Below are 13,070 nucleotides of genomic sequence, written 5' to 3' on the forward strand. Positions count from 1 at the left end.
AAGGGCGCTTGGCGCGTGGCTCGGGGGAGGTTATTTAGGCATGCTTGGGATCGGGGATACCCGCGTCATTGAGCCGTTGACCATGCCATTGCGGGATGCTGCGCCGCCACTGCCCACCGGCAGCATCGAGGCGGAGGAAGTCCCGGAGGCGGTGCGCCCGCAACCGGTGCCGCTGGTGCGGCTGCTGCTTCCGGTGGTGATGATTGCGGCGATGCTCGGCATGGTCGCCCTCATGGTGTTAGGCGCTGGGGAATCCCGGCAGATTAGCCCGATGGCCTTGATGTTTCCATTGATGATGCTGGCGAGCATGGCCATGATGTTTGGGCCCAATAACAGCGGGCAGGATCCGGATGAAACCCGGCGCACCTACCTGCGCCACATCAAAGCCTTGCGGGAAAAGGCGCTGCGCAATGCTTCGGCGCAGCGTGCACATGAATGTTATCGCCACCCCGCACCGGTGGAACTTAGCACTCTAGTCGGCTCGCGCCGCATGTGGGAGCGTGGCCCGGATGACTCGGACGCCCTCGAGGTACGCGTGGGAACTGGACCAACGACGTTGTGCACCCCCATCAACGTGCCGGATTCCGGTGCCACTGAAGACCTGGACCCGGTGTGTGCGGTAAGCATGCGCCAGACCATTAAGGCGGTGGGCACCGTTCCCGATATGCCGGTGGTTATCCAACTGCAGGCCTTTCGCTTCTTGTCCGTGTCCGGAATAGCGTCGATTCGGGGCGAAGAGCCCGCAGATCCCTCCCGCGATTTGGTGCGCGCAATGGTGCTGCAGATGGCGTTGGCGCATGGACCGGAAACCTGCGGTATCGAGGCCATCGGCGGCCAGTGGGAGTGGCTGAAGTGGCTGCCCCATGCGCGCACACCGGAAAAGGCGCGCTTTCGTATCCTCATAGTCGATGGCGCGCTGACCACGGGCACCGAAGACTTTTTCCACGATGATTCCTATACCACCATCATTGAGGTTGGTGGGGCGCCGTCTTCGGCGCTGGGGGTACGCGCTGAGCACGAAGGCCTAAGCCTCGTGGCAGGGGAGCAGCTGCAGGTGGTCACCGCGGCAGGGGTGGAAGACCTTGGTTCTCCCGACGGAATGAGTGCGGCCGGCGCGACATTGCTTGCGCGCAGTATGGCCTCCTACCGCCGCCCCGATAGCACTTCTGGCCGGCGCGGCAGTGACCTTATGGGCCTTCTGGGCTATCGCGATGTGGAAGAGCTAGCGGCCAGTGGCATGTGGCATGGCCGGGAGGGGTCGGCGCGTCTCATGGTGCCCATTGGTATCGATACGGCGGGCCAGCCCGTCACGGTGGATCTCAAGGAATCGGCCCACGGCGGTATGGGCCCGCACGGACTGTGCATTGGTGCGACCGGCAGCGGCAAATCCGAGCTGCTGCGCACCCTTGTCACCGCGCTGGCGGCTACCCATAGTCCGGACGAGCTTAACCTCGTGCTCGTGGATTTCAAGGGCGGCGCGACATTCTTAGGCTGCGACCGCCTGCCGCATACTTCCGCGGTGATCACCAACCTGGAGGAGGAATCTACTCTGGTAGAGCGCATGTACGATGCCATCTCTGGCGAGATGAACCGGCGCCAAGAGCTGCTGCGCACCGCCGGAAACTTTGCCAATGTCAGTGAGTACAACGCTTCTGCTACCGCCGTGCGTGAGCATGGGCCCTTGCCGGCCTTGGTTATCGTCGTCGATGAGTTCTCGGAGCTTTTGGGTCAGCACCCGGATTTTGCGGAACTCTTCGTCGCCGTCGGCCGCTTGGGGCGCAGTCTCCACGTACACCTGCTTTTGGCCTCCCAAAGGCTCGAAGAAGGCCGCTTGCGGGGGCTAGATTCCCACTTGTCCTACCGAATCGGCCTGAAAACCTTCTCCTCAGCGGAATCCCGCCAGGTCTTGGGCGTGACCGATGCCTACCACCTGCCCGGCCAGCCCGGCGCGGGCTACCTCAAATCCGATGCCGAGGCCTTGACCCGCTTTCAAGCTTCCTACGTGTCCGGGCCCCTGCCGCGCCGGGCGCTTGCCGACGTCTCCGTGGACCACCCCGCCCCAAACCGCGGCCGCGTGCAGCTCTTTCATGGCTGGTCCGAGGAAGAGGACAATACTAGCGCTGCGGTGGTACTCGATGACTCCACCACTGTGCTTACCGAGGTCATGCGCGCCGCAGCAGAAGAGGCGAACCTGCGCGATCAATCGGCGCACCGCATTTGGTTGCCGCCGCTACCGCCGGTTATTGAGCTATCCGCGTTGCCAGGGCTTTCCGGTGCAGATGACGCGGGTGCAGTCTCGCCCACAGCGGACCAAGGGCCGCTGCGTGCGCCCATCGGCATTATCGATAGGCCGTATTACCAACGCCAGGACGAGCTGATTATTGATTTCACCCAGCACGGCGGACACATGGCCCTGTGTGGTGGCCCGCAGTCCGGTAAATCGAGTGCGCTGCGCACGATCGTCTCTGCGTTAGCTCTACGGCATGACCCGCAGGCGGCACGCTTCTACGTCATTGATCTTGGCGGCGGTCAGCTATCGTCCCTAGAACGACTGCCCCACGTGGCCGGAGTTGCCGGGCGTGAGGAGGGCGAAAAGGTACGGCGCATCGTCGACGAAGTAGCCGGGTTTATCCGCCGCCCAGAAGGGTGCGCAACCTTCCTTGTCATTGATGGCTGGCACCACATTGGTACCTCGAATGCCGAGTTTGAAGACATAGCGGAGAAGGTCACCGAGATCGTCGCCGATGGTGCCTCCGCCCACGTGCATGTCATCATTGCCACTTCGCGGTGGACCACGATGCGCCCGGCTATCCGCGATCTCATTGCCAACCGCCTCGAGCTGCGCCTTGGTGAGGCCTTGGATTCGCTTATCGACCGCAAACTACAGCAAAAGCTCCCCAGCGCGCCGGGCCGCGGGCTCACCTTGGCGGGTGAGAATATGCTCTTAGCTCGCACCTCCAACCAGGACATCGCCCACATCTGCCGCGTGCATGCTGCGGCTGATCCAGTTCCACCGCTCAAGATGCTGCCCGCCGTGCTTACCCCGTCCGCACTCGCGGCTCAAGGAGGCGTGCCCACCGGCGAGATCGCCTGGGGCATCGGCGGGCGCGACCTTGATACGCTGACCTGGAATCCGTCTCGTGAGCCGCACCTAGTGGCCATAGGCGCGCAGGGCTGCGGCAAGTCCACCTTCCTGGCGCAGATCATGCGCGGCATTAGCGCTTTTGCGCGGGAAGACGCCAGACTCGTGGTCATCGACCAGCGCCGAGCCCACCTGGGAACCTTGGACCAGAACATGGTTGCTGCCTACGCCGCGACGCAGTCGAGTGCGCAAGAGACCATTGTCGATACAGTCCGGACCCTGGAATCTCGCCTGCCTGGCCCGGACATTACCCCAGCGCAGCTCGCCGCACGAGATTGGTGGCAGGGCCCAGACATTTACCTAGTCATCGATGATGCGGACCTGCTGAGCGATATTGCCGTCTCGCCGCTATTGGAGTTGCTTCCCCATGCCCGCGACATTGGCCTGCACCTTGTTATCGCTCGCAAATCCGGCGGCATCGGCCGCGCCCTATTCGGCCAATTCTTTTCCGCGGTTCGCGATCTGCAGCCGGCGCTGCTGCTTTTTGACGCCGACCGCGACGAAGGAACCATCTTCGGACTCAAGCCCTGCCACCAACCACCCGGCCGCGGTCAGTGGAGCATCCGCAGTGAAAACCTCGGCGTCGCCCAAGCGGTGTACCTAGAAGGAGAGAAGTAAATGACCACCAATCTCAGCGCGCATACGCCAACCGACACCCCGATCCCCACCGGTGGGGAGACCACCGCCGTCCCCATTACCGTCACCATCCTAGATGCGGCCACCATCTTTGAAGGCCCCGAAACGGTCTACCGCTATGACCTGCCGGGAACTGGCGTTGTGGAAGGCTGGGCCTTAGGCCAAGTCATGGATCAAATATCCAAGATGGCGGGACCGTCCTGGCCCGACGTGGAAGCCTGCGTGGTGGCAGACTCTTCCGGCACGGGAATTGCGCAGGAAGCTACCACCATCATTTGCCGGCAATTGGAAGTCACCGGGGTGCGCCTCATCGATCCAGAACCAACCATCTCTCCGCTAGTGGCCCCGGACCCACTCGGTCCGCCCCCTCACCCGGCTACTGAAGCCACGGATTCGGCGCCTCCCACTACGGTGATGGAGGCGCCTGCCTACGACGAGCCGGTAACGCCACGCTGGACCGACCGCCTGCGCGGTTGGCTCGGAGCTATCGATATCTTTCATGTGGCAATTGCCGTGGTCATCATCGCCGTGGCCGGAGCTTCTTGGTGGGCTATCGGTGCCCAAGCTTCAGGCGATGGCGATACCGCTTCGGATACCGCGCGCCCGCAACCCCGCGCTGCCGCGCCAAGCCGCGAGGGCGCAACGGAGTCCGCGCCGGCCTCGCCACAACCGGGAATTCCGGGCGCGTCAGATTCCGGCAGTGACGGATTGAGCCCAGGCGAAAAGCGCTTAGATGTGGAGGGAATGTCCGTAGTCGTCCCCAGTGGGTTCCACACCAAAATAGAAGATGGCCTGGTCACCGCCACCGGGGAAGACCCAAACCTACGCATCCTGCTGGCGGCGGATGAGATGTTTAACGTGCCGGCGGATGCCCTGTTTAAAGAAATTCACGCGCAGGTTGACGAAGATCCGGCGCTTCGCGATGCCACCGATGAGGCCGGGCGACTGACCTATACCGAAGACCCTGGGGACGGCTCCTTGGTGGAATGGACTACCTGGGAAGACCGTGGGCACCAGATGTCCGTGGGGTGCCATACCCGGCATAACTCCAACGCCGTTCAAAAAGCGGCTTGCCGTATGGCCACGGAAAGCCTAGTCAAAAAATAGTCTTAAAAACTTTGCCTAGCCGGGAACCGTTTGGCGGAAAGTTCAGTCCAATAAAGGTGAGAAAGCACAGATGCGAAGCACAGCTGCTTTTTCGGGGGAAATACACACAATCTCATCCGCCCTAAGGAGGGGCGCACTCTTATGTCTCAGACTTTCAAGACACAAGCCGATGTCATGATTGCCACCGCCGGCAAAGTCGATAACACCAACGATGAAGTCCAGGGTGAGCTCACCCGCCTGCAGGGCGTCGTCGACTCCGTCCGCGGCAGCTGGGCCGGCCAGGCGCAGGTCTCCTTCGATGACCTGATGCAGCGCTACAACACCTCTGCGCAGCAGCTGCGCGAGGCCTTGGCTTCTATCTCTGACAATATCCGCAGCAATGCCCACAATTTCGACAACGTGGAAGCAGAAAACACCCAGGCCTTCTCCAACGTGGGCGGCGGGCTCGCCCTCTAAACCGCACCGCACACTTCACTACTCCGCAGCCCAAAAGCTATAGATTCACAGAAGGGAATCCATCACCACATGTCCGAGATCAAGTACGAATTCGGTGCCATTTCTTCCGCCGCAGCCGATATCAACGCCACCTCTGGTCGCATCAACAGCACCCTGGCAGACCTGAAGGCGCGCCTTCAGCCCATGGTGAGCACTTGGGAAGGCGAGTCCGCCGTGGCTTATAACCAAGCGCAGGCCAAGTGGGACAAGGCGTCCCAGGAACTCAACACCGTGCTCGCCACCATCTCCAAGACCGTCTCGCAGGGCAATGATGCAATGAGCGACGTCAACCGTCGCGCTGCCGCAAGCTGGGGTTAAATCCACACCCTGTTTGCACGGTTCCACGCTGTTCCCGTCGGGGCTGCGGTGCCACTGACCACACCCGCGTGGCAGGAGGCGGACGCAGCCGCAGCCCTGGCCAAGAAACCAGCGTGGCTATTCCTTTTCTAGTCCGTACCTACGAGCCGGCACCTCCCGTTTGAGCCGCGGAAGGTGCCGGCTTCGGTGTTTTGGTCTTTGGGCAGGTGAGCAAGTAGGGTAGGAAACCTATGTGTTCGCTCGTCGGCAAGCAGCTGGCGAAGCGCTCCCTGCAGGTCTCCACCGGCCGCTGTACGGGAGTGAATGGATGCTTAGCGCTGGCCGGCAGTTCCGAGACAGACTTTCAAGGAGTCAAATTGTCTACTTTCCACCCAAAGAGCGGTGACATCACCCGCAAGTGGTACGTCATCGACGCTACTGATGTGGTGCTGGGCAAGCTCGCTTCCACCGTTGCAGACCTGCTGCGCGGCAAGCACAAGCCACAGTTCGCACCGAACGTTGACGCTGGTGACCACGTCATCATTATCAACGCTGACAAGATCCACGTTTCTTCCACCAAGCGCGGCCGCGAGATGCGCTACCGTCACTCCGGTTACCCGGGCGGCCTGAAGTCCATGACCCTGGGTCAGTCTTTGGACGCCAACCCGGTTCGCGTTATCGAAGAATCCGTTGCCGGCATGATGCCGCACAACAAGCTCTCCCGCGCTTCCATCAAGAAGCTGCACGTCTTCGCAGGCGAAGAGCACCCGTACGCCGGCCAGAAGCCGGAAACCTTCGAGTTTAAGCAGGTGGCACAGTAATGTCTGAGCAGAACATCGACAACAACGTAGCCGACGCTGCTGACATCGCTGCAGCAAGCGCCGCTACCGAAGAGTTCACCAACACCATCGGTGATTCCATCGCACCGGCCGAGACCGAAGAGGTCGAGGCTGCCGCTCCGGTACACGAGGGCCCGATCCAGACCGTCGGTCGCCGTAAGCGCGCCGTCGCCCGTGTTCGCCTCGTTGCTGGCTCCGGCCAGATCGTGGTTAACGGCCGCGAGTTCGGCGAGTACTTCCCGAACAAGCTGCACCAGCAGGATATCCTCACTCCGCTGACCCTCCTGGAGCGCGAGAACCAGTTCGACCTCAAGGTCACCGTTAACGGCGGCGGCCCAACCGGTCAGGCTGGCGCTCTGCGTCTGGCTATCGCTCGTGCACTGAACATCTACAACCCGGCTGACCGCACCGCCCTCAAGAAGGCTGGTCTGCTCACCCGAGATGCTCGTGCAGTTGAGCGTAAGAAGGCTGGTCTGCACAAGGCACGTCGCGCACCGCAGTACTCCAAGCGTTAATCTCGCTTCTACTGCGCGCGCAAGCGCTACGCAAAGCCGCTGCTTCCTTTGGGAGGCGGCGGCTTTCGTCGTTTTACCTGTCTGTGAAGAGTGGGGGCACTTTCTTTCTCCCCCAATAACAAGGGTGGAGTAGTTACGCTAAAGCCCGCCTGCCGCTCACGAATACTCGAGAAAGTCAGGGCGTTGAGGCGGGCCTAATCGGCTGCAAAAATAGCTGCTAAGGCTAACTATCTTGCTGCGAATCCTTCTTGTGCTTTTCCTCGAAGGCTTCGAGCTCCTCTCGCTGCTGTTCACGCAGCGTCGCTTGGTCTGCAAGGTATTCATCAGTAGCAGATTCGGTATACCACTCGTGCAGATATGGGTCATCGCTTTCAATCTTTGCACCAGCGCCCTGGCTTTCTGGAACTGCAGAGGAGCCAAAGATGAAGTCACCGTTGTGCTCTTGCAGTCCGTACTGGACACCGCGGGCAATGGCGGCGGTAGCGTAGTTGCGGCGCAGAATGAGCGGATCTCGTGCTAGGTCTTTGCCCCAGGAAACCATAATTCCGATGAGGATAAAGGCGAAAGGCAACGAGCACGACACCATGATTGCTTGCAGTCCGCTCAATGCGTCTTGGCCGGCGATGAGAAGTAGAGCCAAGGAGATCCCACCCAGTGCAGCTCCCCAGATGATGGAAATTGGAGTCGAAGGAACTGGGCGGCCTGATTGGGACATCGAACCCATGACATTGGTGGCAGAATCCGCAGCAGTATTAAAGAAAACGATCACTGCTACGAGTACGGCGATGGTACTGATGCTAGAAAGCGGCAGCGTTCTCACGACGTCGAACATGACGTTTTCACCGGAATCCTTGATTTCGATGCCGTGTCCGTCGAGGTGAGTCTTGATAGCGGTGGCACCAAAAATTACGTACCAGAGCAGAGACAGCGATGTTGGTACGAGCATGATGACCAGTACAAATTCGCGGATAGACCGGCCGCGCGAAATTTTCGCAATGAACATACCGACGAAGGGCGACCAAGAAATCCACCATGCCCAGTAGAGCATCGTCCAAGCGGTAACAAATTCTTTTTCGGTCTCACCTTGCGAGGGCGCAACGGACATCATGTCCGCGAAGTTGTTGAAAAACTGCAACAGTGACGCTGGAATCAGATCGAGGATATACATCGTTGGTCCCGTAATTAGAACGAATAGTCCCAAGCCAACAACGAGGCCCATGTTGATATTCGACAAAATGCGAATGCCTCGTTTGATACCGGACATCGCCGAAATGATGAAGATGACGGTGAGTATGGAAATGATCGCAACCATTATTCCGTCGCCTTCCAGAGGCTTTCCGGTGACAATCGATGTTCCAGTACGGATCTGTAGCGCGCCAATGCCTAGTGAGGTCGCGGTACCAAAAAGCGTGACCAGGACAGAAAAGATGTCGACGATTTTTCCTATGACACGGTTATTGGAGTTGGTTGCGATGGGCTCGAAAAGGGAGGAAATGAGCGGCAGACGGCCGCGGCGGTAGGCAGCATAAGCGAGGGATCCGCCGACCAGCGCATACACCATCCACGGCAGCGTAGCTTGGTGGAGAATAGCTTGCGAGAAGGCAGGCAGAACTGCCTCCTCGCTGGCTGGTTCCACATCCGAAAGATACGGCGGTGGGGTCAAGAAATGGGATAGCGGTTCCATTGGGCCGTAAAAGACCAGTCCGATCCCCAAGCCTGCGGCAAATAGCATTGCAATCCACGAGGAACGGGAGAAATCAGGTTCCGAGTCATCGGCACCTAATTTGATCTTTCCTGTAGGGGCGATCGCAATGGACAGCAGAAAAATCGTAGCTGCGATCATGATAATCGTGAAAAGCCAACCGAAGTTTTGCACCACCCACGCCTGCAGGTTGGTGCCCGTGTTGGCCAAGTTGTCTGGTGCCACGATTGCCCACACGATGATCGCGATGGTCGCGGCAAGCGCCACTGCAAAGACAGTTTTGTTTGTCTTGAAATCGGCACGAGTATTTTCGACGCTGACTCCGGGGATGAGCGCAGGATGGATAGAGCGCTCGCCGGAAGCCGCCTTGGTTATAGCCGTTCGTGCCTTCCTCGAAGGAGGTTCAGAGGAGTGGTCACTTATTGAGCGAGATCTCGTCATGAGAAGTTCCTCTCTAAAGGGAAAGAGTGAGATGTCACGTATTAGATGGTTGCATACTTCATCCGAAATGGAACATTTTATTTAGCGTATCGGGGATAGCAATGAAGGATTGGTTGGGGCTAAACCTGTCTAATCTCGCCCTAACATGCAACGGGTGGGGTGTGCGGTGCATAATTGACTGCATGACTCGACTTTTTGGAACCGATGGCGTTCGCGGCCTCGCGAACAAGAAGCTGACCCCGATTCTGGCCTTGCAACTAGGCCAGGCCGCTGCGGAGGTATTTACCGCCAAGCGTGAATCCTACGAGCGCCAGCCGCTGGCAATTATCGGCCGCGACCCGCGTGTTTCTGGCGAGATGCTGGATGCGGCGATTGCGTCCGGTCTGGCTTCCCGCGGCGTGGACGTGGTGCGCGTGGGCGTGCTGCCGACGCCGGCGATTGCCTACCTGACGGATGACTACGGTGCGGATTTGGGCGTGATGATTTCCGCCTCCCATAATCCGATGCCAGACAACGGCATCAAGTTCTTCTCCGCAGGCGGTAAGAAGCTGCCGGACGAGGTAGAAGATCAGATTCAGGCCACGATGGAAAACCTCACCGAGGATGGCCCGACCGGCACCAAGCTGGGCCGCATCATCTCGGAGGCCCCGGATGGGCGCGAGCGCTACCTCAACCACTTGAAGGAAGTGGTCTCCACCGACCTCAGCGGCATCAAGGTGGTCGTAGACACCGCCAATGGTGCGGCTTCCAAGGTTGCTCCGATCGCTTATGAGGCGGCTGGTGCAGAAGTTATTGCTATCCACAACAAGCCGAATGCCTTTAATATCAATGAGGACTGCGGTTCGACGCACATTGAAAAGGCACAGGCGGCCGTCGTCGAGCATGGCGCCGATCTGGGCTTGGCACACGATGGCGACGCCGACCGTTGCCTGGCTGTGGACGCCGAGGGCAATGTTGTCGACGGTGACCAGATTATGGCACTGCTGGCCGTAGGTATGAAGGAGGATAATGACCTGCGCTATAACACTCTGGTAGCAACCGTCATGTCTAACCTAGGCCTGAAGCTAGCCATGCAGGAACAAGGCATCGAGGTGCGCCACACCGCAGTAGGTGACCGCTACGTACTGGAAGAGCTCAACCGCGGCGATTTCTCCTTGGGCGGCGAGCAGTCTGGCCACGTGGTGTTGCCAGATGATTGCACGACTGGCGACGGCACGCTTACTGGCCTGTCCATCATGGCGCGCATGGCCAAGTCCGGAAAGTCCCTGAAGGAATTGGCATCGGTGATGACCGTGCTGCCGCAGGTGCTCATTAACGTGCCGGTTTCTGATAAGGGTGTCATCATGGACGCCCCCGAAGTACAAGAAGCCATTGCCCAGGCTGAGGAAGAACTCGGCGAAACCGGCCGCGTCCTGCTGCGCCCCTCCGGCACTGAGGAGGTTTTCCGCGTCATGGTGGAGGCCGCCGATAAGGAGCAGGCACGCAAGGTTGCCGGGAGGCTTTCCGCCATCGTTTCCTCGGTCTAGCGCACCCGCCGGGTGCGGAAGAATTTTGGCATCCTAGGGAACCATTTGGTGCAATCCCCAGTCCAATGAAGGTGAGAACTTTTACCGCATATGGATTTGGGGGAATACACCAGTGTCTGAGGTTTTTCTTCGCCCCTTGGAGGCGATGTCCGCACTACGGCAGGTCGTAGTCGATAACGACGAACAACGCGATGCTCACCGGGCTGAGGTGCCGGATTTTCCGGTGGCCGCGGCTGGACGCAACTTTGGCGGCCACGGTGAGCGCATTCGTGATGTCTTGGCGCGCATCCATGAGCGCGGCGGGCAGAGGTTGGATAATTTATCCGCCACCGCCCACGCCGCCCATGAACAGGTGCGCGCCTTTGCCGATTGTGATGAGTCTTTCGGCAGCTCCTTTGCGCGCGGCGGGGAGGCGGACAGCAAGTGAGTACGCTGACAAAATCCTTGCTGGGGGACTATTCCAACGCGATTTCCCAATTCCAATTCGCATGCTTGGGAAACTACCCGGGCCCCAGCATGCCGATGAACCTGCTGGGGGAGCTAGTCGGTGCGGTGGACGGTATTGCGCCCGAAAACCTGGTGAAAAACACCGTTGCGGCGGTAGGCGGTAACCGCCCGAAGGGAGGCGGGGCTGGACTAGCGGGCTATTTGCGGCAAGATGATTCCGAGGTTGCTCAAGGCGCCATGCGCGAGCACCTGTGCGGCGTGCAGGAAGACTTCGACATTGACCGCCAGGATGCCGCTCATCTCACCAGTTCGGCGGAGCAGTGCTCGGGCGCTATTGCCGACGTCGTCGATGTCTCCGACACCGCCCTAACCGAGCTCATCTCTGCGGTCATCCCACTGCTGAATATCTTGTCCATGGTGGCCACCAAGCACCCGCTGGCCAGGTTTATTATCCCGATTCTTTCCACCATTGGCGGGCGCGTTATCGAAGAGACGAATCACAATATCGCTAGCACCTGCCGCGACCGCGATGATGCGATTGAGTCCTGCTATAACGAGTTTGAATCGCGCTGCGAGTGCGTCTGTGAGCGCCCGTTGCCAGAAGAATGCCCGACGCCGGCTAAACCTACAAATGATGCCTGCCCCGCACCGGTAGAGCAATGCCCGGAGACTCCTACTCCCACTAAGCCGATGCCGAAGGAAGAATGCCCACCTCCGCCGTCGCAGCCCACCGAGCCGGCCCAGGTGGAGTGTCCACCGGAGCCCAAACCCATGCCGGAGCCTGACTCAAAGCAAGAATCGAGCCAGACGACTTCCACGCCGCCACAGCCGATGCCTTCTTCGCCACCATCCGTCCCGCCAAAGGAATGCCCCGAGCCCGAGCCTGCAGCCAAGACGGAAGTGCACACGGAGACCACTGCCGAACACGGTCTCGGCTGCCATTGCCAAGAGTGCACCGAACAATCATTAACTGAGCGTCCATCGCAGTCCCAGCGCGACGTAGAGATCACCAGGCCGGCACAGGCGGAGATCATTCCGCCGCAGGAGCCGCCAGAACAGCCACAGCAAGTAGAAGAACCGTGCCCGGAACCTGAGCCTCAGCCAGAGCCGAAACCTAAGCCAGACACGGATGCGGATCCCGCTGCTGAATCGGGCGCAGGCGAGGAAACGCTCTGCCCGGAAAGTACCGCTGAAAGTACCGAAGATTGTGTGGAAACGACCCAAACCAGCTCAGAAGGCTGTGGAATTGAATCTTCCTGCAGTGGCAGCCTCGGCCTGGTAGGGGCCGGAATCGCTTTAGTAGGCGTGGGCCTCATTGTGGAAGGTGCCGCGCAGTGTCTGGAGCACATGTCCGAGGCGGATTGTCCGGTGCAAGAGCCGGAACCGGACCCCGGCCCTGAGCCTGAGCCAGAGCCAGAACCAGATCCCTGCGCGGAACCTAAGCCCGAGCCCGAACCGGAGCCAACAGGCGATGATGGTGTAATGGCGCCGCCTCCTGAGCTGTCTCAGGTAGAGGAGCCAACGCCGCCACCAGAGAAGGTGGCACACCTCCAAGCGGCCGGTCCAGCGGAGGCGCCAGCATCGCCACCAGCCTCAGCTCCTGAACCAGCACCAGCACCAGCGCCAGCGCCAGCACCGCAGGCGGCTCCAGAAGAAGCGCCAGCACCCGCATCGGCACCGGCACCACAGCCGGCACCGCAGCAGGAGGCGGCACCCGCGCCAGAAGAACCAACCATTAAGGCACGAAAGGCAGGTCAGTGGTAATGAATAACGACTTCGCAGAATTTGCGCAGGGCTTTCGGGAAAGGACGGCTAAACGCTTGCTGGAATTTGAAAAAACGCTAGCGAAAGCGCAAGACGAGCTAGAAAGGTCCGCGGATAAAGCCATGCAGGAGGCGCGAAGGGAGAAGGGGCAGGTGGGGC

General features: G+C 60.0%; 10 protein-coding genes. 9 read left to right on the forward strand and 1 reads right to left on the reverse strand.

What is annotated here, in order from left to right:
- Window positions 1-40: 40 nt before the first annotated feature.
- The 6 genes from eccCa (at window position 41) to rpsI (ending at window position 7,031) form a co-directional block, all read left to right on the forward strand.
- The gene (gene eccCa, locus QP324_RS02510) at window positions 41-3,760 is read left to right on the forward strand and encodes a type VII secretion protein EccCa (protein WP_284814292.1); all 3,720 of its coding nucleotides are present in this window, start codon (window positions 41-43) and stop codon (window positions 3,758-3,760) included.
- Entirely contained in the window at window positions 3,761-4,885 is a 1,125-nt protein-coding gene (locus QP324_RS02515) for a type VII secretion-associated protein (protein ID WP_284814294.1), read from the forward strand.
- Between the two features lie 141 nt (window positions 4,886-5,026).
- Complete coding sequence (locus QP324_RS02520; RefSeq protein WP_225745954.1) at window positions 5,027-5,341, forward strand: WXG100 family type VII secretion target; 315 nt, start codon at window positions 5,027-5,029, stop codon at window positions 5,339-5,341.
- A 69-nt stretch (window positions 5,342-5,410) separates the two neighbouring features.
- Window positions 5,411-5,698: a WXG100 family type VII secretion target gene (locus tag QP324_RS02525; protein WP_005322746.1), complete on the forward strand. Its 288-nt coding sequence runs from the start codon at window positions 5,411-5,413 to the stop codon at window positions 5,696-5,698.
- A 356-nt stretch (window positions 5,699-6,054) separates the two neighbouring features.
- Window positions 6,055-6,498: a 50S ribosomal protein L13 gene (rplM, locus tag QP324_RS02530; protein WP_034668278.1), complete on the forward strand. Its 444-nt coding sequence runs from the start codon at window positions 6,055-6,057 to the stop codon at window positions 6,496-6,498.
- The gene (rpsI, locus tag QP324_RS02535; protein ID WP_204610198.1) at window positions 6,498-7,031 is read left to right on the forward strand and encodes a 30S ribosomal protein S9; all 534 of its coding nucleotides are present in this window, start codon (window positions 6,498-6,500) and stop codon (window positions 7,029-7,031) included. Before rplM ends, rpsI begins: the two co-directional genes overlap by 1 nt.
- Before the next feature lie 223 nt (window positions 7,032-7,254).
- Here the strand turns inward: rpsI and QP324_RS02540 are convergent, their stop codons facing one another.
- Window positions 7,255-9,174, reverse strand: a complete 1,920-nt coding sequence (locus QP324_RS02540; RefSeq protein WP_284814295.1) for a BCCT family transporter — start codon at window positions 9,172-9,174, stop codon at window positions 7,255-7,257.
- A gap of 182 nt (window positions 9,175-9,356) precedes the next feature.
- Here QP324_RS02540 and glmM point away from each other — a divergent pair, with 182 nt between their 5' ends.
- The 3 genes from glmM to QP324_RS02555 all read left to right on the forward strand — a co-directional run bounded on the left by glmM (window position 9,357) and on the right by QP324_RS02555 (window position 12,911).
- Complete coding sequence (glmM, locus tag QP324_RS02545; protein WP_225745952.1) at window positions 9,357-10,700, forward strand: phosphoglucosamine mutase; 1,344 nt, start codon at window positions 9,357-9,359, stop codon at window positions 10,698-10,700.
- Window positions 10,701-10,812: 112 nt separating this feature from the next.
- Window positions 10,813-11,127, forward strand: a complete 315-nt coding sequence (locus QP324_RS02550) for a hypothetical protein (RefSeq protein WP_284814297.1) — start codon at window positions 10,813-10,815, stop codon at window positions 11,125-11,127.
- On the forward strand, window positions 11,124-12,911 hold the full coding sequence (locus QP324_RS02555; RefSeq protein WP_284814298.1) for a hypothetical protein: 1,788 nt from the start codon (window positions 11,124-11,126) through the stop codon (window positions 12,909-12,911). Before QP324_RS02550 ends, QP324_RS02555 begins: the two co-directional genes overlap by 4 nt.
- Window positions 12,912-13,070: the final 159 nt, after the last annotated feature.

This window comes from Corynebacterium sp. UMB0012 (genome assembly GCF_030216265.1).
GTDB lineage: Bacteria > Actinomycetota > Actinomycetes > Mycobacteriales > Mycobacteriaceae > Corynebacterium.

Excerpts from the sequence above, each read along its gene's own strand:
- QP324_RS02525 (WP_005322746.1), top strand. The coding sequence starts at position 5,411 with ATGTCCGAGATCAAGTACGAATTCGGTGCCATTTCTTCCGCCGCAGCC.
- rpsI (WP_204610198.1), top strand. The coding sequence starts at position 6,498 with ATGTCTGAGCAGAACATCGACAACAACGTAGCCGACGCTGCTGACATC.
- QP324_RS02520 (WP_225745954.1), top strand. The coding sequence starts at position 5,027 with ATGTCTCAGACTTTCAAGACACAAGCCGATGTCATGATTGCCACCGCC.
- QP324_RS02540 (WP_284814295.1), bottom strand. The coding sequence starts at position 9,174 with ATGACGAGATCTCGCTCAATAAGTGACCACTCCTCTGAACCTCCTTCG.
- eccCa (WP_284814292.1), top strand. The coding sequence starts at position 41 with ATGCTTGGGATCGGGGATACCCGCGTCATTGAGCCGTTGACCATGCCA.
- QP324_RS02515 (WP_284814294.1), top strand. The coding sequence starts at position 3,761 with ATGACCACCAATCTCAGCGCGCATACGCCAACCGACACCCCGATCCCC.
- glmM (WP_225745952.1), top strand. The coding sequence starts at position 9,357 with ATGACTCGACTTTTTGGAACCGATGGCGTTCGCGGCCTCGCGAACAAG.